This is a genomic window from Paraburkholderia sediminicola (assembly GCF_046030555.1).
GTDB classification, from domain to species: Bacteria; Pseudomonadota; Gammaproteobacteria; order Burkholderiales; family Burkholderiaceae; genus Paraburkholderia; species Paraburkholderia sediminicola_E.
Genome location: NZ_JAQQCH010000047.1, coordinates 1 through 21,013, shown reverse-complemented (window position 1 = coordinate 21,013; position 21,013 = coordinate 1). Strand labels below are relative to the sequence as shown.

At 61.9% G+C, this 21,013-nt stretch carries 18 protein-coding genes; 17 read left to right on the top strand and 1 reads right to left on the bottom strand.

Translation table 11 applies throughout. The features are described 5' to 3' along the window. From PQQ52_RS34085 to pcaC, 6 genes are all read left to right on the top strand, one after another. Window positions 1-268 (top strand): hypothetical protein (locus tag PQQ52_RS34085; protein WP_408221345.1); only part of this gene is annotated, 268 nt, incomplete at its 5' end. A gap of 240 nt (window positions 269-508) precedes the next feature. Next, entirely contained in the window at window positions 509-1,213 is a 705-nt protein-coding gene (locus PQQ52_RS34080) for a 3-oxoacid CoA-transferase subunit A (protein ID WP_408221343.1), read from the top strand. Window positions 1,214-1,223: 10 nt separating this feature from the next. Continuing rightward, entirely contained in the window at window positions 1,224-1,883 is a 660-nt protein-coding gene (locus tag PQQ52_RS34075) for a 3-oxoacid CoA-transferase subunit B (protein ID WP_408221341.1), read from the top strand. A 356-nt stretch (window positions 1,884-2,239) separates the two neighbouring features. After that, window positions 2,240-3,619 (top strand): 3-carboxy-cis,cis-muconate cycloisomerase, encoded by a 1,380-nt coding sequence (locus PQQ52_RS34070; protein WP_408221339.1) that lies wholly within the window; start codon window positions 2,240-2,242, stop codon window positions 3,617-3,619. A gap of 5 nt (window positions 3,620-3,624) precedes the next feature. After that, a complete protein-coding gene (gene pcaD / locus PQQ52_RS34065; protein ID WP_408221337.1) occupies window positions 3,625-4,416 on the top strand; it encodes a 3-oxoadipate enol-lactonase in 792 nt (263 codons plus the stop codon). Next, the gene (pcaC, locus tag PQQ52_RS34060; RefSeq protein WP_408221335.1) at window positions 4,413-4,808 is read left to right on the top strand and encodes a 4-carboxymuconolactone decarboxylase; all 396 of its coding nucleotides are present in this window, start codon (window positions 4,413-4,415) and stop codon (window positions 4,806-4,808) included. The genes pcaD and pcaC overlap by 4 nt, the downstream gene beginning before the upstream one ends. A 121-nt stretch (window positions 4,809-4,929) precedes the next feature. On the opposite strand, the gene PQQ52_RS34055 is transcribed toward pcaC, so the two are convergent. Continuing rightward, on the bottom strand, window positions 4,930-5,631 hold the full coding sequence (locus PQQ52_RS34055; protein ID WP_408221333.1) for a TetR family transcriptional regulator: 702 nt from the start codon (window positions 5,629-5,631) through the stop codon (window positions 4,930-4,932). Window positions 5,632-6,012: 381 nt separating this feature from the next. On the opposite strand from PQQ52_RS34055, the gene PQQ52_RS34050 reads away from it, so the two are divergent. The 11 genes from PQQ52_RS34050 to PQQ52_RS34000 all read left to right on the top strand — a co-directional run bounded on the left by PQQ52_RS34050 (window position 6,013) and on the right by PQQ52_RS34000 (window position 20,168). Then, window positions 6,013-7,620, top strand: a complete 1,608-nt coding sequence (locus tag PQQ52_RS34050) for a 6-hydroxynicotinate reductase (RefSeq protein WP_408221331.1) — start codon at window positions 6,013-6,015, stop codon at window positions 7,618-7,620. Between the two features lie 40 nt (window positions 7,621-7,660). Beyond that, window positions 7,661-8,608 (top strand): UPF0280 family protein, encoded by a 948-nt coding sequence (locus tag PQQ52_RS34045; protein WP_408221329.1) that lies wholly within the window; start codon window positions 7,661-7,663, stop codon window positions 8,606-8,608. Next, window positions 8,584-9,174: an amino acid synthesis family protein gene (locus PQQ52_RS34040; protein WP_323045980.1), complete on the top strand. Its 591-nt coding sequence runs from the start codon at window positions 8,584-8,586 to the stop codon at window positions 9,172-9,174. The genes PQQ52_RS34045 and PQQ52_RS34040 overlap by 25 nt, the downstream gene beginning before the upstream one ends. A 128-nt stretch (window positions 9,175-9,302) precedes the next feature. Then, complete coding sequence (locus PQQ52_RS34035) at window positions 9,303-9,887, top strand: amino acid synthesis family protein (RefSeq protein ID WP_408221327.1); 585 nt, start codon at window positions 9,303-9,305, stop codon at window positions 9,885-9,887. An 18-nt stretch (window positions 9,888-9,905) separates the two neighbouring features. Continuing rightward, window positions 9,906-11,846, top strand: a complete 1,941-nt coding sequence (locus PQQ52_RS34030) for an ABC transporter permease (RefSeq protein WP_408221325.1) — start codon at window positions 9,906-9,908, stop codon at window positions 11,844-11,846. Further along, window positions 11,843-12,652 carry an ABC transporter ATP-binding protein gene (locus PQQ52_RS34025; RefSeq protein WP_408221323.1) on the top strand — a complete coding sequence of 270 codons (810 nt, stop codon included), beginning with the start codon at window positions 11,843-11,845 and terminating at the stop codon, window positions 12,650-12,652. The genes PQQ52_RS34030 and PQQ52_RS34025 overlap by 4 nt, the downstream gene beginning before the upstream one ends. Further along, window positions 12,649-13,362, top strand: a complete 714-nt coding sequence (locus tag PQQ52_RS34020; protein ID WP_408221321.1) for an ABC transporter ATP-binding protein — start codon at window positions 12,649-12,651, stop codon at window positions 13,360-13,362. The genes PQQ52_RS34025 and PQQ52_RS34020 overlap by 4 nt, the downstream gene beginning before the upstream one ends. Before the next feature lie 73 nt (window positions 13,363-13,435). Further along, the gene (locus PQQ52_RS34015; protein WP_408221319.1) at window positions 13,436-14,635 is read left to right on the top strand and encodes an amidohydrolase family protein; all 1,200 of its coding nucleotides are present in this window, start codon (window positions 13,436-13,438) and stop codon (window positions 14,633-14,635) included. A gap of 31 nt (window positions 14,636-14,666) precedes the next feature. After that, window positions 14,667-15,173, top strand: a complete 507-nt coding sequence (locus tag PQQ52_RS34010; protein WP_408221317.1) for a (2Fe-2S)-binding protein — start codon at window positions 14,667-14,669, stop codon at window positions 15,171-15,173. After that, a complete protein-coding gene (locus PQQ52_RS34005; RefSeq protein WP_408221315.1) occupies window positions 15,170-18,784 on the top strand; it encodes a molybdopterin cofactor-binding domain-containing protein in 3,615 nt (1,204 codons plus the stop codon). Before PQQ52_RS34010 ends, PQQ52_RS34005 begins: the two co-directional genes overlap by 4 nt. Window positions 18,785-18,959: 175 nt before the next feature. Beyond that, the gene (locus PQQ52_RS34000; protein WP_408221313.1) at window positions 18,960-20,168 is read left to right on the top strand and encodes an ABC transporter substrate-binding protein; all 1,209 of its coding nucleotides are present in this window, start codon (window positions 18,960-18,962) and stop codon (window positions 20,166-20,168) included. Window positions 20,169-21,013: the final 845 nt, after the last annotated feature.

Here is a 21,013-nt window from a genome sequence, read left to right as displayed (position 1 = left end):
TCCAATAAGTAATCAAGGAAAGGCCAACGCCGTAGGCGCACAGAAACAAAGCGCCGCCAAGGCAAAAACCCCAAGGAAAGACCAGCGCCGCAGGCATACAGACGAAACAAGCGCCGCGAAGGCAAACAAACCAAAACCAAAGCCCGACGCCGTAGGCATACAAACAAAAAGCGCCGCGCAGGCAAACAATACAAGAAGGAAAGGCGCCAAAAGCCAGGCGCCCCTACGGCAAAGAATCCCCGCCGGGCAGGCAAAAACCTATGATTAGGTGGAATCCCCAACCTTGACAACCCGCCCGAAGGGCAACCATAATTGCCCAATCGTTCGCTAAACGAATCCATGTTCACATATAGAACAAAATCGATAGCGAACAAACCAAAGACGCCAGCCCGCATCCTCAACCGGCGAGCCGCCGCCAGCACCGGCCCGGAGACCGTCTCGCTCAAGCCCTTGCCTGCAAAAGGCAAAAAAGCCCAGCGGCACGCAGCGCCTCAAAAGGAAATTCGACATGATCAACAAGATTTTCGAGTCACTTCAATCGGCGGTTGCCGATGTCCACGACGGTGCGACCGTCATGATCGGCGGCTTCGGCACGGCCGGCATGCCGTCCGAGCTGATCGACGCGCTCATCGAACAAGGCGCGCGCGAACTCACCATCGTCAACAACAACGCAGGTAACGGCGACATCGGCCTCGCGGCGCTGCTCAAAGCCAAACGCGTGCGCAAGATCATCTGCTCGTTCCCGCGTCAAACCGATTCGTATGTGTTCGACGCGCTCTATCGCGCCGGCGAAATCGAACTCGAACTCGTGCCGCAAGGCAACCTCGCGGAACGCATCCGTGCAGCAGGCGCGGGCATCGGCGGTTTCTTCACGCCCACCGCGTATGGCACCAAACTCGCCGAAGGCAAGGAAACCCGTCTGATCGACGGCAGGCACTACGTGCTGGAGTCGCCGTTGCATGCGGACTTCGCGCTAATCAAGGCATTCAAGGGTGACCGCTGGGGCAATCTGGTCTATCGCAAGACCGCGCGCAACTTCGGTCCGATCATGGCCAGCGCGGCGAAAACGGCCATCGCGCAGGTGTCGAAAGTGGTGCCGCTCGGTGAACTCGATCCGGAAAATATCGTCACGCCGGGCATTTTCGTGCAACGTGTGATCGAAGTGCCGCAAGCTGAGCATCAAGCCGAGCTCGCATCCGTGACCGCCGCCTGAGGAGACCGACATGAAAAAATTGACCCGCGATGAAATGGCCAAGCGCGTTGCCCAGGATATCCCTGAAGGCGCTTTTGTGAACCTCGGCATCGGCGTGCCCACGCTGGTGGCCAACCACCTTGCTGCCGACAAGGAAATCTTCCTGCACAGCGAAAACGGCCTGCTCGGCATGGGCCCGGCACCCGCAAAGGGCGAGGAAGACGACGAACTGATCAATGCCGGCAAGCAGCACGTCACGCTGCTCACCGGCGGCGCGTATTTCCATCACGCGGATTCGTTCGCGATGATGCGCGGCGGCCATCTGGATTTCTGCGTGCTCGGCGCGTTTCAGGTGTCGGAGAAGGGCGATCTGGCCAATTGGCACACCGGCGCGCCCGACGCGATTCCGGCAGTCGGCGGCGCCATGGATCTCGCGATCGGCGCGAAGCAGGTCTACGTGATGATGGAACATCTGACCAAGCAGGGCGAAAGCAAGATCGCCGCCGAGTGCACCTACCCGGTGACGGGCGTGGCCTGCGTAGACCGCATCTATACAGACCTCGCGTTGATCGACGTCACCGACAAGGGTCTCGTGGTGCGCGAAATCTTCTCGGACATCGACTTCGATGCGCTGCACAAACTGACCGGCGTGCCGCTGATCGACGGCACGCAAGCGGCTCGCGCGGCCTGAGCACACGCGCGGCAGCCGTCAGCGCCAAGGCCGCAGCGAAGTCAAAACGTTGGCGGCCTAAGCACCGGCGCAGCAGCCGTTAGCACGAAGGCTTGCGGCAAAGCCAAAACGCAGCCGTGTCGCCGCCAACGCGCACGCCGGGCCAGCGAGCCGCCACCCATGTCCGGAACGCGCATGACGCAGCCGTCGTGCGCGTGACCCGAAGTCCCGGCGGTTACGGCGAGCCGTCGCTGCGGTATGTGGAGCAGAATACGCCGCAACGCCGTGTGCGGTACGCTCTCGATAGATAGCACTTCGCAGCGCGTCCAGATAGCGCTCGCGAAACCTTCACTTTCGATTTCCTTATCGACGCCACCATGCTCGACTCCAGTGCCCGTCTGACCGGCCTTCTTTGCGGCACGCAGCCGATGAACGACATCTGGGCGCCGCGTGCCACGCTGCAACGGATGCTCGATGTCGAAGCCGCGCTCGCACGCGCTTCGGCTGCGCATAACGTGATTCCGCACACCGCGGTGGCCGCGATCGAGGGCGCCTGCCAGGCCGATCAACTCGACGCCGACGCACTGGCGCGCGACGCGGCACTTGGCGGCAACCTCGCGATTCCCCTCGTCAAACAACTGACCGCGCGCGTCAAAGCGGCAGACGCCGAAGCGTCGAAGTACGTCCATTGGGGCGCGACGAGCCAGGACATCATCGATACGGCGACGGTGCTGCAATTGCGCGACACTTTCGATCTGCTCGACAGCGGTTTGCAAGCCACGTGCGACGCGGTGGCAAAACTCGCGGCCACCCATCGCGCGACGCCGATGATCGGCCGCACCTGGTTGCAGCAGGCGCTGCCCATCACGCTGGGCCTGAAATTCGCGCAATGGCTCGACGCGTTGCTGCGTCATCGTGAGCGGCTCGATGCGCTGCGTGCGCGCGTGCTGGTGCTGCAATTCGGCGGCGCGGCCGGCACGCTGGCGAGCCTGCGCGACGCGGCGCCGCAAGTGACGCAATCGCTGGCGCAGGAACTCAAGCTCGCTGTGCCTACCTTGCCGTGGCACACGCAGCGTGATCGCATCGCCGAAACAGCGGCGCTGTTCGGCATGCTGATCGGCACGCTCGGCAAAATCGCGCGCGATATTTCCCTGCAGATGCAAACCGAAATCGACGAACTCGCCGAGCCCGCCGCGGCAGGCAAGGGCGGTTCGTCGACGATGCCCCACAAGCGCAACCCGGTCGGCTGCGCTGCGGTGCTGACGGCAGCGACGCGCGCGCCCGGACTGGTGGCCACGGTATTCGCCGGCATGGTGCAGGAGCACGAGCGCGCACTCGGCGGCTGGCAGGCCGAGTGGGACGCGCTGCCGGATCTCGCGCGCCTTGCAGGCGGCGCGCTTGCCAACATCGAACAGATTGCCGCGGGGCTGAACGTCAACGTGCCGCGTCTCGCCGCCAATCTCAACGTCACGCACGGCTTGATTCTCGGCGAAGCGGTGATGCTCGCGCTCGGCGACAGCATCGGCCGGCTCGATGCGCATCATCTCGTTGAGCGGGCATCGAAAGCGGCAATCGCCGAGCGCAAAACGCTCTTCGACGTGCTCTCGGCGGACCCCGCCGTGACCGAACATCTTTCGATCGAGCGCCTGAAGCAATTGCTCGACCCCGCTCAATACGTCGGCCAGGCGCACGCTTATGTGGACGCCGCGCTGGCCCTTCATCACACGCGCGCCAAGCGCGCCACTTCCAAGGAGTAACCGGCATGCCCTACGCCGCAGTCAACGGTACCGAGCTTCATTATCGAATCGACGGTGACCGTCACGGCAACGCACCGTGGATCGTGTTGTCGAATTCGCTCGGCAGCGATCTGTCGATGTGGACGCCGCAAGTCGCGGCGCTGTCCAGACACTTTCGCGTGCTGCGCTACGACACGCGCGGTCATGGTCACTCGGAAGCGCCAAAGGGCCCGTACACGATCGAGCAGTTGACCGGCGACGTGCTGGGTCTGATGGATACGTTGAAGATCGCGCGCGCGAATTTCTGTGGCTTGTCGATGGGTGGGCTTACCGGCGTTGCGTTGGCGGCACGTCACGCGAATCGTCTCGAGCGCGTCGTGCTGTCCAACACGGCGGCGCGTATCGGCTCGCCGGAAGTGTGGGTGCCGCGTGCTGCGAGGGCGCGCACGGAAGGCATGCTCGCGCTGGCCGATGCTGTGTTGCCGCGCTGGTTTACCGCCGACTACATCGAACGGGAGCCGGTCGTGCTTGCGATGATCCGCGACGTGTTCGTGCACACCGACAAGGAAGGCTACGCATCGAATTGCGACGCCATCGACGCCGCCGATCTGCGCCCTGAAGCCCCCGGCATCAAGGTGCCGGCGCTGGTGATCAGTGGCACGCACGATCTGGCGGCAACGCCGGCACAAGGCCGCGAACTGGCGCAAGCCATTCCGGGCGCGCGTTACGTCGAACTGGACGCCTCGCACATTTCCAACATCGAGAAAGTCGATGCCTTCACGAAGACCGTGCTCGACTTCCTGACGGAGCAGAAATGAACGACGAAGACCGCTACGAAGCCGGACTCGGTGTGCGCCGCTCGGTGTTGGGCAGCGCGCACGTGGACCGGTCGCTCGCGAATCGCACTGAGTTGACGGAGGAGTTCCAGAATCTGATCACCCGCTATGCATGGGGCGAAATCTGGACGCGTGAAGGTTTGCCGCGTCACACGCGCAGCCTGCTCACCATCGCGATGATGGTCGCGCTTAATCGCAGCGAAGAACTCGCGCTGCATTTGCGCGCCGCGAAGAACAATGGCGTGACGCGCGAAGAGATCAAGGAAGTGCTGCTGCAAACCGCGATCTATTGTGGCGTTCCTGCAGCCAATTCGGCATTCCATCTCGCGGATAAACTGTTCCGCGAAGACGACGCCGCAGCGGCCAAGCCGTAACAACGCTGCAACCGTGGCGCGGCGTGGGGCCGCGCGGGCACTTACCATCTGCCGCCGTGCCCCACCGTCGCGCAGCCGTATTTCCCCACCAGCCTGAAGCGTACGTCAGACAAAACGCGCTTCAGGCAATCTTGCTCTCATTCATCGCTGCGGTTTCAACCGGCAACTGCAAGCGCACCGCGCGCAATACCGTGTCCTTGATAACCTCGCGCCAATGCGCGAGTGCGGCCTTGTCCATCAGCGGCTCACCCAGAAACGCACCCAGTGTGTACTGATTGGCGTTGTAGAAGTAACCGAGCGACGCGATCATCAGATACACATCACGCGCTTTGACGTCGCTACGAAAGACGTTTTGCGCCTTGCCCGCATCCAGTAACTTCTGCACGACTGAAATCGCATAGCCCGAAATCTCCTTCAGCTTTAACGATTTCTTCGCGTGCTTGCCCTGATGCAGATTCTCGCTCGACAACAGCGTGACGAACTCGGGATGATCGAGGTAGTACTGCCAGACGAATTCGACCATCTGCTCGAGGCCATGCACGGGGTCGTCCAGATCGAGATCGAGCTTGCTTTCGGCCTCGTTGAACTGCGTGTAGATCGTCTCCAGGACTTCGACAAACAACTGTTCCTTGCTGCCGAAGTAGTAATAAATCATCCGGTCGTGCGAACGCGCGGCCTTCGAAATACTTTCGACCCGGCCGCTTGCATAGCCTTGCTTGGCAAAGACCTTGATTGCCGCTTTGAGAATTTTGGCGCGGGTGTCTTGCGCCTGTTTCGCTCGGATGCCGATAGCGCCCGGCTTGCGAGCGGCGGTGGGACTCATGGCGGTCTCGGATCTCTTTGTTGGCGTCAGGTTGAACGGCATGCGCCGTAGCGCCAGGGCACGCTTGGCCACGGTGCGCCTTCATCATACAGCCCATATCACGCGCGACGAAATGCCCTGCACGTTCCCGTGCTTCGGCGTAGATTGATTCGTGATTCATACGACGATGCCGCGCCGCAGCATTCCGCTGTTCGCCGGGAAACTCGTTGCGCAGTCTATTTTGATCGAGTAGATTTCAAACAGGTTTGGTGTAGCGGATACTACACGAACGGTGAGTGACCGCAACATGGAAAAATGCGAGTCACACGAAAGTCCCTTTAAATACGGACTATTCTTCAACCGGCAGGACCGATTGTAATGTCGTCGTATGGGAACCCCGCCATGACAGAACATACGAAGGTCGATTTCGGTGCAGAGCGCGTGGACGGTGAAACCGCCTCTACGCCGGGTCCGACCGTGCTCGAGAAAGCGGTGCCGCGCAGCGAGCGGATGGCGTCGAACAAGATCGAATGCAATGCGTGCCCGGTGCTGTGCCAGATATCGGAGGGCCGCACCGGTGCGTGCGATCGTTATGCGAATGCGGATGGGCGTCTGATTCGCGTTGACCCTGTGGTGTTTCTGTCACGCACCTCGGATTCGCCAGAAGCGATCACAAACGGTGCGGATGCCACGGTCGAGTTTGGTGCATCGTCCGAAGTACACGATCCTGTCGCGGAACAGGCATTGTTCGTCACGGGTATTGGTGCATCGTCCACTTACCCTGACTACAAACCCGCGCCTTTCATCGTTTCCTCGAAGTTGGACGACGTCGACATGATCACCGTCGTCACTGAGGGCATTTTCAGCTATTGCAGCTTCAAGGTGAAAATCGACACCGACCGCTTTCTCGGGCCGGAGCAATCGAACGTGCGTTGCCATGGCGAGATCGTCGGCCATGTGACCACGGCGGAGTATGGCTCGCAGATGCTGAGTCTCGGCGGTGTTCATCATCTGACTGGCGGCAGCAAGAAAGAAGGCCGCGTGACGTGCGACATGATGCTGGCGCTCGGCAACAAGGAAGCGGTGGAGTTGACCATCGATGGCGGCGCGAGTCTGGTGATTCGCGCGGGCGCGGCGCCGATTGTCGACGGCGTCGAGGAGCAGCGCATGCGGGTGGGCTGCGGGTCGGCCACCATCGGCATCTTCGCGAAGCAATGGTTCGGTCATGCCGATGAAGTGGTGGTGGTCGACGATCACATCACCGGCGTGCTCACCGAACACCAGGCGGGCCGCTGCCTCGGCATGACGCGTTCGGGGCTGAAGATTCGCGGACGAAAATCGACCCCGGGCCGCTATTTTCAGGTCGCGAATCCCGGCACCGGTTGGGGCGGCACTGACATTCAGGACCCGCTGGCGATTGTCGAAGGTTTCGATCCCGCTGTGGCGAAACCAGGTATGCGCTTGCTGATGGTGTCGACCACCGGCGAACACGCGCAGTGGTATGAGCTCGATCAGGACCTCGTGCCGCGCATTGCGGCCATGCCGGACGCCGTGCGTCGCACGGTCGAACGAATTGGCGAGAACTGCGAGCCGTCGCTTGCAACGGTGTTGTTTCTCGGTGGCGCGGGCGGCAGCTTGCGAGCGGGGGCAACGGAGAATCCGGTTCTGCTCACCCGCGCGATCAAACAGAAGCTGGTGAACGTAACATGTGGTGGTGCACCGGCCTATGTATGGCCGGGTGGCGGCATCACCGTGATGGTCGATGTTTCGCGCATGCCCGATCGATCGTTCGGCACTGTGCCGACGCCCGCGATCGTCGCGCCGATCGAATTCACCATGACCTATGACGCGTATCGCGATCTCGGCGGCCATCTCGACGCTGTGCGTTCATTGGCAAGCGTGCTGGCGAACGGACCGGAACATACGGAAGGGGCGCCGCTCGCGCGCAGGACCTTGGCGCGCAATCCCGACAATCCGTGGCCGCCCTCCATGCCGCCGATGCTCGGCTAACAGCAATAATGTGACCGATACGACGAATGCGACGAACACGATGAACGCAACCCGTACCCGACTCGATGCGGCCCGCTGGCATTGGCAGCATGGACCCATCGATCTGATTCTCAGCGCGGACGGTGAGCCCCTGGCCGTGCAGGCTGCCTACGAGGCGTGTTGGGCGCGTTTTTCTGACGTATTGCCTGAGTTGGTCGGCGAGTTGAGACTGCTGCGGCAACCCGTGCCGAGCAATGCGGCTTATGGCGATTGCGCGTTGCAAGGCCCGGTAGCCCGCCGCATGTGGAGCGCCTGCCAGCCGCACTGTGCGCGCTACATTACACCGATGGCGGCCGTTGCTGGCAGCGTCGCGGACGAGTTGATTACGGCGTTCGCGCGTGAAGGTATATCGCGCGCTTTCATCAACAACGGTGGCGACATCGCACTCTATCTGACCAAAGGTCAGCAGTACCGTGTGGGCGTGTTCGCCGATCTGGCCGAGGCCTCTGGCGCGAAGCTGCCAGGCGATCTGGCTTTAGACGCGAACCTGACGCTGGACGATGCCACACCAATTCGCGGCGTCGCGACAAGCGGCTGGCGCGGACGCAGCTTCAGCCTTGGCATCGCCGACAGCGTGACCGTGCTCGCCCGCAACGCCGCCACCGCCGATGCCGCCGCGACGGTGATCGCCAACGCGGTCAATCTGGACGATGCGGGCATCGTGCGCAGGCCGGCTTCCTCATTGAAGGACGATAGCGATCTCGGCGAGATGCTCGTGACCGTCGACGTGCCGTCCTTGCCGCAACCGTTGATCGATTTGGCGCTGGCGCGTGGTGTCGACGCCGCGCAGCGTTTACAGAAACAGGGTTTGATCGAAGGCGCTGCGTTGTTCCTGCAAGGACGCGTGCGCGTCACCGGTGGTGCTTATCAGAATGGCGCGTTGTCGTTGTTGACGCATCGCGCGCAGATAACTACGGAGGCTCCGTGTTCGAAATACGCCGCGTGCTGACGCACGTCGAAGACATTTTCCACGAGTTCGGGCCCGCGCCTGCGCAGCCGCTGCGGCGCGGCGCGATTGCAGCGGTGATGACGAATCCGTTCGCCGGCCGCTACGAAGCCAGAATCGAACATGCCATGGAAGCGCTCAAGCCGATCGGCTTCGACATGGCGCAACGGCTGTTGGCTGCGATGGCCGTGCCGCACGCATCGATTGAAAGCTACGGCAAGGGTGCGATCATCGGCTCGCGTGGTGAACTCGAGCACGGCGCGTTGTGGCATGTCCCCGGCGGCTATGCCATGCGCGAATTGCTGGAGAAGAACGGGGTGCCGACCAACGCCATTGTGCCGTCGACCAAGAAAGTCGGCGCGCCTTCCACGGCACTTGATGTACCGCTGACGCATGTCAACGCAAGCTACGTGCGCAGCCACTTCGACGCGATCGAAGTGCGTGTGCCCGGTGCCCCCGCTGCGGACGAACTGGTGTATATCCTGGTGATGAGTACGGGTCAGCGCGTGCATGCGCGTGTCGGCGGGTTGGCGAAGGAGGCGATTGTGGGCAAGGACGGCTTGCGCTGAGCGGCGCCTTGATCCACGCCATGCGCTGAAGCGTTGAATTGAAGCGTTGAATTGAAGCACTGAGCCGAAGCAATTAGCCGAAACAGTCAGGCAGAACACGAAACACGAATCGAATCCCGGAGATCGAAATGGCAATCAAGCTTCGCAAGCTGGTCGTGCAGGTCGATGAAACACGCATTGAAATGGGGCAGGCCGTCGAGCCGCCGACACGCCGCGCAGTCGCGATCGCGGTGATCGACAATCCTTATGCGGGCCGCTATGAGGCCAAACTGGACGCACTGATCGAAGCCGGTGAGGAACTGGGTGCATTGCTCGGCAACAAATGCGTCGAAGCGTTGGGTATCAAACCTGGCGAAGCGCAAAGCTATGGCAAGGCCGCGATCGTCGGCGAAGCAGGCGAACTCGAGCATGCGGCCGCGATTCTGCATCCCAGGTTGGGTGCCCCGTTGCGAATCGCAGTCGAAAAGGGCGCGGCGCTGGTGCCGTCGGCGAAAAAAATGGGCACACTTGGCACTGCAATCGACGTACCGCTGGGCCACAAGGACGCTGCCTTCGTGCGTAGCCATTTCGACGCGATCGAAGCGCGGGTGTCGGACGCGCCACGCGCGAATGAAATCGTCGTGGCGGTCGCGGTGACGGCCTCGGGCCGGCCGCTGCCGCGTATCGGCGGCTTGCAGGTGAGTGAGATCAAGGGCGAAGACGGTTTGCGTTGAGTTCTTTCAAGGGTCGCGATGCTTTCGAATTTGCTGGTACAGCTGGTCAACGGACTCGCCGATGCGTCGACGCTGTTTCTCGTCGCCGCTGGTTTGTCGCTGATCTTCGGCGTGACGCGCATCGTCAACTTCGCGCACGGCTCGTTCTATATGTTCGGTATTTATGTCGCGTATAGCATTGCGAGCCGCTTCGGGCACACGACGGGTGGCTTCTGGCTATCGGTGCTGGCCGCCGCGCTGGTGGTCGCCGTGCTCGGTGCCCTGGTCGAAATGATCGTGTTACGGCGCATCTACCAGGCGCCCGAGTTGTTTCACCTGCTGGCCACGTTCGCACTGGTGCTGATTTTCCGCGATGCCGCACTCTGGCTGTGGGGCCCGGAAGACCTGTTCGGCCCACGTGCGCCGCATCTGGCGGGTGCGGTCGATTTTCTCGGCCATCCGCTGCCGACCTACGATATCGCGCTGATCGTGATCGGGCCGGTGGTGTTGCTGCTGCTCTGGTATGCATTGACGCGTACGCGTTGGGGCACGCTGGTGCGCGCCGCGACGCAGGATCGCGAGATGCTCGGCGCACTCGGCATCAATCAGGCGTGGCTGTTCACCGGCGTGTTTTTCGTCGGCGCGTTTCTCGCCGGGTTGGGCGGCGCGCTGCAAGGACCGCGGATGTCCGCGAATCTGTCGCTGGATCTGGAGACGATCGGCAATGCGTTCGTTGTTGTCGTGGTCGGTGGCATGGGGTCGATTCCGGGTGCGTTCGTCGCGGCATTGCTGATCGCGGAGATCAAGGCGTTGTGCATCGGCATTGGGCATGTGTCGGTGTTCGGCATCGATCTGTCGTTGAGCCGCTTTACTCTCGTGGCCGAATTTGTCGTGATGGCGGTGGTGCTGGTGGTCCGGCCTTGGGGTTTGCTAGGGAAGGCGAGCGCCGCGGTGCGTGGCATGGCCGCGCCTGAGGCGCCGTTAAGGCCCGCGGGCAAGCGTCTGAAGTGGTTGGCGGCAATCGCTTTGCTGGTGCTGGTACTCGCGCCGCTTGCGGCCAATGCGTTTCCCTACATGCCTGTGCTGCTGGTTGAAATCCTGATCGCCGTGTTGTTCGCAACGAGTCTGCATTTCATCATGGGCCCCGGCGGCATGCATTCGTTCGGCCACGCCGCATACTTCGGCCTGGGCGCATACGGCGCCGCACTGTTCCTCAAAGTCCTCAATCTGCCGATGGAAGCCGCGTTGCTGCTCGGCCCCCTGCTCGCGGTGGCAGGCGCACTCGTGTTCGGCTGGTTTTGTGTGCGTCTCTCAGGCGTCTACCTCGCGATGCTGACGCTCGCGTTCGCGCAGATCGTCTGGTCGGTCGTGTTCCAGTGGGACGACGTGACGGGCGGCAGTAACGGCATTCTCGGCTTGTGGCCGTCGAACTGGTTGTCGTCGCCGGTGGCCTTTTATTATCTGACGCTCGCCTGCGCCGTGATCGGCGTGTGGTTGCTGCGCAAGATGCTGTTCTCGCCGCTTGGGTACGCGATGCGGGCGTCGCGCGATTCCGTGCTGCGTGCCGAGGCGATCGGCATCGACGTGAAACGCGTGCAGTGGGCCGCCTTCGTCGTCGCGTCGCTGTTTTGCGGGCTCGCCGGATCGCTTTATGCCTTCTCCAAAGGGACGATTTCGCCGGAGGTGATCAGCGTGAGCCGTTCCGTGGATGGCCTTGTGATGGTGCTGCTCGGCGGCTTGCAGACCTTGACTGGTCCGATCGTCGGTGCCGCCGTCTTCACGTGGCTGCAGGACACTGTCGCGCGGCAAACCGACTATTGGCAAGCGTTGCTGGGTTTCGCCATCCTGCTGCTGGTGATTGCGTTTCCGCAAGGCATCGTCGGTTTCATCCGTGAGCGTTTTGGCGACGATACGGTGGATAAGGCTGAAGAGCGCGCCTCATCGCCATCGCAAGGTGCCGCGATCAAGGAGGGGCTATGAGCCTGCTGCGCGTGTCCGGCCTCTCCAAGTCGTTCGGCGGCCTGAAGGCCGTCGACGATGTCTCGTTCAATCTCGAAGCCGGCCAATTACTGGCGCTGCTGGGTCCGAATGGCGCGGGCAAGTCGACCTGCTTCAACATGGTCAATGGGCAACTGCAGCCGTCGTCCGGTTCGATTCGCCTCGACGATCATGAGCTGGTCGGCATGCGGCCGCGCGATATCTGGCGGCTGGGCGTCGGTCGCACGTTTCAGATTGCCGCGACCTTCAATTCGATGACGGTGCTCGAGAACGTGCAAATGGCGCTGGTCTCGCGTGAACGCAAGACATTTGGCCTGTGGAAACCCGCGGGCTCGCGCTACGCCGACGAAGCCATGACGTTGCTCGAACAGGTCGGCATGGGTCCCGACGCGAATCGCTCCTGTGGCGTGCTTGCTTACGGTGACGTCAAACGCGTTGAACTCGCTATCGCGCTGGCGAACCGCCCGAAGCTGCTGCTAATGGACGAACCCACTGCCGGCATGGCGCCAAAGGAGCGCAACGAACTGATGGCGTTGACCAAGCGTCTCGTGACCGAGCACAAAATTGGCGTGCTGTTTACCGAGCACAGCATGGACGTTGTATTCGCCTACGCCGATCGCATGATCGTGCTCGCGCGCGGCAAGCTGATCGCGGAAGGGGACGCCGAAACGATCCGTAACGACGCACGCGTGCAGGAAGTCTACTTCGGCACCGGCAAGACCTTTCAGCCACGCGCGCCGCTGCACGAAGCAGCAGGTGGCCATCAAGGGCAAGGAGCGCTGCAATGAGCGAGCCGATGCTGAAAGTATCCGGCCTCAACGCGTTCTATGGCCGCGCGCATATTCTGTTCGACGTCGGCCTCGAAGTCGGCCGCGGCGAAGTGGTCGCGCTGATGGGCCGTAACGGCGCCGGCAAATCGACGACGATGAAAGCGGTGATGGGTTTGCTGTCGCGCCGTCAGGGCGAAGTGTGTTTTCGTGGGCAAAACATCACGGCGTGGCCACCGTATCGTATCGCGCGCATGGGCATGGGTTTTGTGCCCGAGGACCGCCGCGTGTTTTCCGATCTTACCGTGATGGAAAACCTCGATACAGGCCGCCAGCCACCGCGCGATGGCGCGCCTGAATGGACGCCGGAAAAATTGTTCCGCCTGTTCCCCAATCTCGGCGAAATGCCCAGGCGCCCGGGCGGCCAGATGAGCGGCGGCGAGCAGCAGATGCTCACCGTCTCGCGCACGCTGATGGGCAATCCGTATCTGGTGCTGCTCGACGAACCGTCCGAGGGCGTCGCGCCCGTGATCGTCGAGCAGATGGCAAACATGATTCTCGAACTCAAGCACGAAGGGCTGTCGATTCTATTGTCCGAACAGAACCTGCACTTCGCGGAGCTGGTCAGTGATCGCGCGTATGTCCTCGAAAAAGGACAGATCCGCTTCAGCGGCACGATCAGTGAACTCGCCAAGAACGAAACAGTGAGGCGCGCTTATCTGAGCGTGTGATTCCATCGGCGCATGAAGCGTGCAGGGTGCGCGCGCATGCCGCGTCGGACAGTCGTTGCGAAAGGAGAAGCAGATGGCAGCAGAGACGTTGACAGGCTTGTCGGGCAAGGTCGCAATAACGAACATCGGTCTGCTGTTATCCGGCGACATCGACCAGCCGATTCTCGACGCGAACACGCTGGTGATCGACGACGGTGTGATTGTCGCGATCGGCAAGGAAAAAGATTGCGACCTCGAAGGCGCGCGGACTACGATCGACTGCAAGGGCACCACGGTTGCCCCAGGCCTGATCGATTCGCACGTGCATCCGGTGTTTGGCGACTGGACACCGCGCCAGAATCAGATGGGCTGGATCGAATCGAATCTGAACGGCGGCGTGACGACGATGATTTCCGCCGGCGAAGTGCATTTGCCTGGCCGTCCAAAAGACGTCGTCGGTGTCAAGGCGCTTGCAATCACCGCTCAACGTTCGTTCGAAGGAATGCGCGGCGCGGGTGTCGGTGGCGGCGTGAAAGTCATGGCGGGTGCGCCGGTGATCGAGAAGGGCATGGTCGAGGAGGACTTCAAGGAGCTTTCGGAAGCGGGCGTGAAGCTGCTCGGCGAAGTGGGTCTAGGCAGTGTGAAGGGCGGCGAGGAAGCGGGGCAGATGGTCGCGTGGGCGCGCAAGTACGGTATTCAAAGCACGATTCACACGGGCGGTCCGTCGATTCCTGGCTCGGGTCTGATCGATAGGGACGTAGTGCTCGCCGCCGACGCGGACGTAATTGGCCATATCAACGGCGGCCATACGTCGCTTTCCTACCGGCACGTCTGCGATCTGTGCGAGCAATCGAGCCGCGCGCTCGAGATCGTTCACAACGGCAACGAGCGGATCGCGTTGCTCACCGCACGTCATGCGATCGAATTGAAGTGTCCGCATCGGATCATTCTCGGCACCGATAGCCCCGCGGGGTCCGGCGTGCAGCCGCTCGGCATTCTACGGATGATCGCGCTGATCTCCAGCCTCGCCGACGTGCCCGCTGAAATCGCCTTCTGCTTCGCAACCGGCAACACCGCGCGGCAACGCAATCTGCGGCAAGGGTTGATCGAAGTAGGCCGTCCCGCCGACCTCGTCTTCATGGACCGCGCGCAGCACACGGCCGCCGATACGCTGCTGGAAAGCGTGCAGCTTGGCGATATTCCCGGCGTCGGCATGGTGATGATCGACGGGTTGATCCGCTGCCGGCGCAGCCGCAATACACCGCCGGCGACCGAAGTGCCGGTGGTGCTTTGAACCCGCGCCGCCAGGCGTGGCCGGTATTGTCATGAGCCGCCCGGCGCCGCTTACGCTGCACGTTAACGGCGCGACGCATCTTGTCAGCGCCGCTGCCGACACACCACTGCTTTATCTGCTGCGTAACGACCTCGCTTTAAACAGTCCGAAATTCGGCTGCGGACTTGGCGAATGCGGCGCGTGCACGGTGTTGCTCGACGGCATGCCGACGCGTTCATGCGTGACGACAGCCAAGGTTGCATTGGGACGTGAGATCACCACGCTCGAAGGACTGGGCACGCGGAACGCGCTGCATCCGGTACAACAGGCCTTTATTGAAGAGCAGGCCGCACAGTGCGGCTATTGTCTGAACGGCATGATCATGACCGCCAAAGCGCTGCTTGATCGAGATCCGCACCCGAGTGTCGAGACGATCCGGCGGGAGTTGTCGCGCAATCTCTGCCGCTGTGGCACCCATGTCGAGATCGTGCGCGCGGTGCAGCGCGCCGCCGAATTGCTCGCTGTGCAACCGGTGCTGGATCAGGGAGCGCCCGCATGACCGGGCCGGATTTCAGTGTCGATCGCCGGGCCGCGCCGCCGTCGCGGCAGCAACTCTATGACGCGCAGAATGTGCTGATCGTCACGCGGCCGCCGCAAGCGCCGGTTCGAGCGGCGATAGGGCAGCCGGGGTCGCGGTCCTCGTTCGTGCCGACGGAAGCGGACATGTTTCTCGTCGTGCGCGACGACGGCAGTGTGGTCGCGTTCAACGGACATGTCGATCTCGGTACCGGTATCGGTACGGCGCTCGCGCAGATCGTCGCGGAAGAACTCGACGTGCCGTTGACGCGTGTCTCGATCGTGCTTGGACACACGAATGAGGCGCCGAATCAGGGACCCACGATTGCGAGCGCCACGATCCAGATTTCGGCCGTGCCGCTGCGGCACGCGGCAGCGCAGGCGCGGCAGTTTCTGCTGGCGGAAGCGGCGCGACGCCTTGGCGTGAGCGCTGAGAAGCTCGATGTGCGAGACGGTGTGGTGGTTCAGCGCGATGGCGACATTACAAACAAAGGCATGAGCTACGGCGAATTGATCGCCGGGCGGCGCGTTGAATTGACGCTTGCCACCGATGCTCCTTTGAAATCGCCCGACGCGTACAAAATCGTCGGAAAAAGCACGCCGCGTGTCGATATTCCCGCGAAGGCCACGGGAGAATTGAGTTTCGTGCATGACGTGCGTGTGCCGGGCATGCTGCACGGCCGCGTCGTGCGGCCGCCGTATGCGGGTGTCGCGCAGGGCGACTTCATGGGTAACAGCCTGCTGCATGTCGATGAACATTCCATCAGTGACTTGCCCGGCATCGTCAAGGTCGTGGTGATTCGCGATTTCGTCGGCATTGTGGCTGAGCGCGAAGAGGTCGCACAGCAGGCGGTGAAGCGATTGAATGTGCGGTGGAAGGCGGTAGAGGGTTTGCCGCCGCTCGAAACCAGCGAGGAAGTGGAAGCTGCACTCAGAGCGAATCCGGCCAAACGACGTGATCTCGTCATCGAGGGCGATGTCGATGCGGCACTCGCCCAAGACCCGGCTCGAACACTGGAACGCACCTACGTCTGGCCGTTTCAGATGCATGCGTCGATTGGACCGTCGTGCGCGGTAGCCGACTACCGGGATGCGACGCTGAAAGTCTGGTCGGGCACGCAGAATCCCCATTCGTTGCGTGCCGATCTCGCTTTGCTGATGGCACTGGACGAAGCGCACATCGAAATCGTGCGCATGGACGCGGCAGGGTGCTACGGCCGCAATTGCGCGGACGACGTCGCCGCCGACGCCGCGCTGCTGTCGCGTGCAACCGGCAGTCCGGTGCGCGTGCAACTATCGCGCGAAGACGAGCATGCATGGGAGCCCAAAGGCGCCGCGCAATTGATGGATGTGCGCGGCGCTTTAAGTGCGGAAGGCGAGCTCGCTGCCTACGATTTCGCGACGCGCTATCCGTCGAACGATGCCCCGACCTTAGCGCTGCTGCTCACCGGAACCATTTCAGCGCAGCCGCAAGTATTCGAAATGGGCGACCGCACGGCCGTGCCACCGTACGACTACCGGACCATGCGCATTGTCTGCGACGACACGCCGCCAATCGTGCGGGCGTCGTGGCTAAGAGGCGTGTCCGCGTTGCCGAACACGTTTGCGCACGAGTCTTTCATCGACGAACTCGCGGTAGAAGCGGGCGTCGATCCCGTTGAGTTTCGGTTGAGGCATCTCACTGATCCGCGTGCGATTGATCTCGTCAAGGCCGTGGCCGAGAGGGCCGGCTGGCAGGCTCGTGACATCGCTTTGAAAGACACTCAGGAGGATGGCGACATTGCGCGGGGCAGAGGTTTCGCATATGCCCGCTACGTGCACAGCAAATTTCCCGGTTTTGGCGCGGCATGGGCAGCGTGGGTCGCCGACGTCGAGGTGAATCGCAAGAGCGGCGAGCTTGCCGTGACGCGCGTGGTGGTCGGCCAGGACACCGGCACGATGGTGAACCCGGACGGCGTGCGCCATCAGATACATGGCAACGTGATTCAGGCGACCAGCCGCGCGCTGAAAGAACGCGTGACGTTCGGCGAAAACGCGGTGACAAGTCAGGAGTGGGGCGCGTATCCGATCCTGACGTTTCGCGAAGTGCCGGTGATCGACGTGGTGATGATGCCGCGCCATGGCGAGCCGCCGATGGGCACGGGCGAATCGGCGTCGCTGCCTGGCGCCGCGGCGATCGCCAATGCGCTATATGACGCGACAGGTGTGCGTTTTCGCAGGCCACCGTTCACGCCTGAGACCATTCGCGCCGCGCTGGCCGATGCGCAAGCGGACGAAGCGGCCGCGCGCAAAAAGAAGCGTTGGCGGCTCGGCTTGCTTGGCGCTTTCGCCGCGGGCGCAGCCGGTTGGCTGGGTGCGCTGGCGATGTCGCCGCAAGCCATTGCGCCGATTACGCCGCCGCTCGCGAGCGCGTTTGCGCCCGACCTGGTCGCGCGTGGCAAACTGCTTGCGTCGCTGGGCAATTGTGCGGTTTGCCACACTGCGCACAATGGCGTGCCGAATGCAGGCGGCAAACCGCTTGTTACACCATTCGGCACCGTCTACAGCACCAACATCACGCCCGATGGACAGACGGGCATCGGCACATGGTCGCTCGACGCATTCGTACGGGCGATGCGGCAAGGGATCAGCCGCGACGGGCACCGTCTGTATCCGGCATTCCCTTATACATCGTTCAAAAACACGTCCGACGACGATCTGAAAGCGCTTTACGCGTACCTGATGGCACAAACGCCGGTGCGCTCCCGTCCACCGGAAACGAAGCTGGCGTATCCGTTCAGCGTGCGTCCGTTGATGACGGTATGGAACGGGCTTTTTCTCGGACGCAATACATTTACCGCCAGTGCGACGCAAAGTGCGCAATGGAATCGCGGAGCGTATCTGGTGAACGGCCTTGGCCATTGCAGCGCATGCCATACCCCGCGCAATGCGCTCGGTGCCGAGAAAACCGGCGCGGCGTTCATGGGCGGTGGCATGGCGGACGGGTGGGAAGCGCCCGCGCTGTCGACGCTTTCCAATTCACCCGTGCCCTGGAGCGAAGACGAACTGTTCAGCTATCTGCGCTATGGACACGCGCCGCTGCACGGCGTCGCGGCCGGACCGATGGCGCCCGTCGTCAGCGATCTGGCGGCGCTGCCCGACAGCGACATTCGCGCGATGGCGACGTATCTGGCGTCTTTGAGTCCGCTGGAGCCCAATGCGGATCCTGCGGCGATGGCGCGTCAATATGAGCAGGCCAGTACGATTACGGGTACGGCAACCGGGCTCGGCGCGCGTCTCTTCGACGGCGCGTGTGCCGCCTGTCATCACACGGGCAGTGGGCCGCAATTGTTCGGCGCGCATCCGTCGCTGGCGCTTAACACGAATCTGCACAGCATGACGCCTGATAATCTGATTCGCGTGATTCTCGATGGTATCGGCTCGCCTGCGCGCCCCGAACTCGGTACGATGCCGGCTTACCGCGACAGTTTTAACGATGCCCAGGTCGCCGATCTCGTGTCATATCTGCGTCAGCAATTCGCCGGCGGCAAGCCGGCATGGCAGGACGTCACGGCGAGCGTTGCCAGAATCCGCGCGACGCCGCAGGCAGAGTGAAATCGCCAGGCGCGCTGCAGCACGGTTTGCAGTATCACTTGCAGCACGATTTACAGCACAACTCGCAGATTTACAGCACAACTCGCAGCACGGCTCGCTGAATGAATCGCGAAACGCTTCAACGCTTGATAAAAACGACCGCATTCCCGCAATCCTTTTGATAACGGAGAAACGCATGACCACGCGCGCAGGATGGATCTCTCGCCTCACGGTTTCAACGGTTCTGTCGCTTGCTGCTTTCGGCGCGAGCGCACAGCAGACCATCAAGATCGGGGAAATCAACAGCTACAAGGCGCAGCCCGCCTTTCTCGGGCCTTACAAGAACGGCTGGAATCTCGCGCTCGAGCAGGTGAATGCGGCGGGCGGTGTGCTGGGCAAACAACTCGAAGTCGTGTCGCGCGACGACAACGGCAATCCGGGCGACACCATCCGTGTTGCGCAGGAGTTGATTGCGCGTGAGCAGGTGCAATTGCTGTTCGGCGGTTTCCTGTCGAACACGGGTCTTGCATTGACCGATTTCGCGAAGCAGAAGAAGATTTTCTTCCTTGCGGCCGAGCCGTTGACTGACAAGATTGTTTGGGCCGACGGCAACAAATACACGTACCGTCTGCGTCCTTCGACGTATATGCAGGTGGCGATGCTGGTGCCTGAGGCGGTGAAGCTGAAGAAGAAGCGTTGGGCGCTGGTGTATCCGAACTACGAGTACGGGCAATCGGCGGTGGCGACGTTCAAGAAGCTGCTGACGGCGGCACAGCCGGACGTGCAGTTTGTCGCTGAACAGGCGACGCCGCTGGGCAATGTCGACGCGGGCGCGGTTACGCAGGCGATTGCCGATGCGAAGCCGGATGCGATTTTCAACGTGTTGTTCGGCGCCGATCTCGGCAAGTTTGTGCGTGAGGGCAATACGCGTGGTTTGTTCAAGGACCGGAGTGTGGTGTCGTTGCTGACAGGCGAGCCGGACTATCTCGATCCGTTGGGTGCGGAGGCGCCGACTGGCTGGATCGTGACGGGCTATCCGTGGTATTCGATCGATACGGCGGCGAACAAGAAGTTTGTCGATGCGTATCAGGCGAAGTATCACGATTATCCGCGGCTCGGGTCGGTGGTGGGGTATTCGGCGTTGATGTCGATCGCTGATGGGATCAAGAAGGCTGGGTCCACGGATCCGGATAAGCTCGCTGCCGCGTTCAAGGGGCTGGGGGTTGAGACGCCCTTCGGGCCGATTACTTATCGGGCGCAGGATAATCAGTCGACGATGGGGGCGTTTGTCGGCGTGACGGGGCTCAAGGATGGGAAGGGTGTGATGACTTCATATCGGTATATTGACGGCGCTAGTGTGCAGCCGTCGGATGGTGAGGTTAAGAAGTTGAGGCCTGCGGAGTAGGGGGTTGGTTTTTGGTTTTTGCTTTTGCTTTTGCTTTTTTGCGGCGGCGCGGGGCTTGTTGTCTGGTTGCCTACGGCGGTGGGCTTTTCTTGATCTGGGGTCTTTGGTCTTTGGTGTTTGGCCTTTCCTTGATTTGTTATTGGTTTATTAGCGTCGCCCCTGTGCGGGGCAGGCACTCACTTCTCTTTGCCGCCGCAAAGAGAAGTAAGCAAGAGAAAGCGGCTCACACCGCCAGCTCATAAGCGGGTCCCCTGGCTTGGAGGAGACAGTGGTGCATCTGGAATCTGTGCTCTCGCAAATTCAGCCCTGGTGACAAGGCCGTCATACTTCCGGCGACGCTGCGCGCGCCGAAGTGGTACCTCATCAAACCACGCGCTGTTGCGGAGGCCCAGAGGGTATTCCGTCAAACCACACGCTGTTGCGGAAGCGGGTATTTCGTCAAACCACGCGCTGTTGCGGAGGCCTAGGGGGTATTTCATCAAACCGCGTGCTGTTGCCGGCGCTGAGCGTTACCTCATCAAATCATGTGCTGTTGCTGTTGCTCTCCGGAAATTCGGCAAATCACCGGCTATCGTTGCGCTCACTGTTGCTTCATCGGACCGGTTGCTTTCGGCGTAAGTGGGCGCCAGAGGCGGGGCTAGTTGCTTGATGCGTGCAGCGGCACTTCCAAATTCATTCGGTATTTCTAGCGCATCGCCGAGGTGAAGCCGATGGCTCCGGCCAGGCAAAACGACGGGCGGTTTTGGGCGAACTCTTCCGGCGAGCACGCAGTGCGAGGCGGGAGGCATGACTGCCTTGTCACCGAGGCGGAATGTGCGAGAACACGGATTCCAGATGCGCCACTA

Excerpts from the sequence above, each read along its gene's own strand:
- PQQ52_RS34050 (WP_408221331.1), top strand. The coding sequence starts at position 6,013 with ATGACAGAACATACGAAGGTCGATTTCGGTGCAGAGCGCGTGGACGGT.
- PQQ52_RS34075 (WP_408221341.1), top strand. The coding sequence starts at position 1,224 with ATGAAAAAATTGACCCGCGATGAAATGGCCAAGCGCGTTGCCCAGGAT.
- PQQ52_RS34010 (WP_408221317.1), top strand. The coding sequence starts at position 14,667 with ATGAGCCGCCCGGCGCCGCTTACGCTGCACGTTAACGGCGCGACGCAT.
- PQQ52_RS34000 (WP_408221313.1), top strand. The coding sequence starts at position 18,960 with ATGACCACGCGCGCAGGATGGATCTCTCGCCTCACGGTTTCAACGGTT.
- PQQ52_RS34025 (WP_408221323.1), top strand. The coding sequence starts at position 11,843 with ATGAGCCTGCTGCGCGTGTCCGGCCTCTCCAAGTCGTTCGGCGGCCTG.
- PQQ52_RS34030 (WP_408221325.1), top strand. The coding sequence starts at position 9,906 with ATGCTTTCGAATTTGCTGGTACAGCTGGTCAACGGACTCGCCGATGCG.
- PQQ52_RS34045 (WP_408221329.1), top strand. The coding sequence starts at position 7,661 with ATGAACGCAACCCGTACCCGACTCGATGCGGCCCGCTGGCATTGGCAG.
- PQQ52_RS34070 (WP_408221339.1), top strand. The coding sequence starts at position 2,240 with ATGCTCGACTCCAGTGCCCGTCTGACCGGCCTTCTTTGCGGCACGCAG.
- PQQ52_RS34080 (WP_408221343.1), top strand. The coding sequence starts at position 509 with ATGATCAACAAGATTTTCGAGTCACTTCAATCGGCGGTTGCCGATGTC.
- pcaC (WP_408221335.1), top strand. The coding sequence starts at position 4,413 with ATGAACGACGAAGACCGCTACGAAGCCGGACTCGGTGTGCGCCGCTCG.
- PQQ52_RS34020 (WP_408221321.1), top strand. The coding sequence starts at position 12,649 with ATGAGCGAGCCGATGCTGAAAGTATCCGGCCTCAACGCGTTCTATGGC.
- PQQ52_RS34035 (WP_408221327.1), top strand. The coding sequence starts at position 9,303 with ATGGCAATCAAGCTTCGCAAGCTGGTCGTGCAGGTCGATGAAACACGC.
- pcaD (WP_408221337.1), top strand. The coding sequence starts at position 3,625 with ATGCCCTACGCCGCAGTCAACGGTACCGAGCTTCATTATCGAATCGAC.
- PQQ52_RS34055 (WP_408221333.1), bottom strand. The coding sequence starts at position 5,631 with ATGAGTCCCACCGCCGCTCGCAAGCCGGGCGCTATCGGCATCCGAGCG.
- PQQ52_RS34005 (WP_408221315.1), top strand. The coding sequence starts at position 15,170 with ATGACCGGGCCGGATTTCAGTGTCGATCGCCGGGCCGCGCCGCCGTCG.
- PQQ52_RS34015 (WP_408221319.1), top strand. The coding sequence starts at position 13,436 with ATGGCAGCAGAGACGTTGACAGGCTTGTCGGGCAAGGTCGCAATAACG.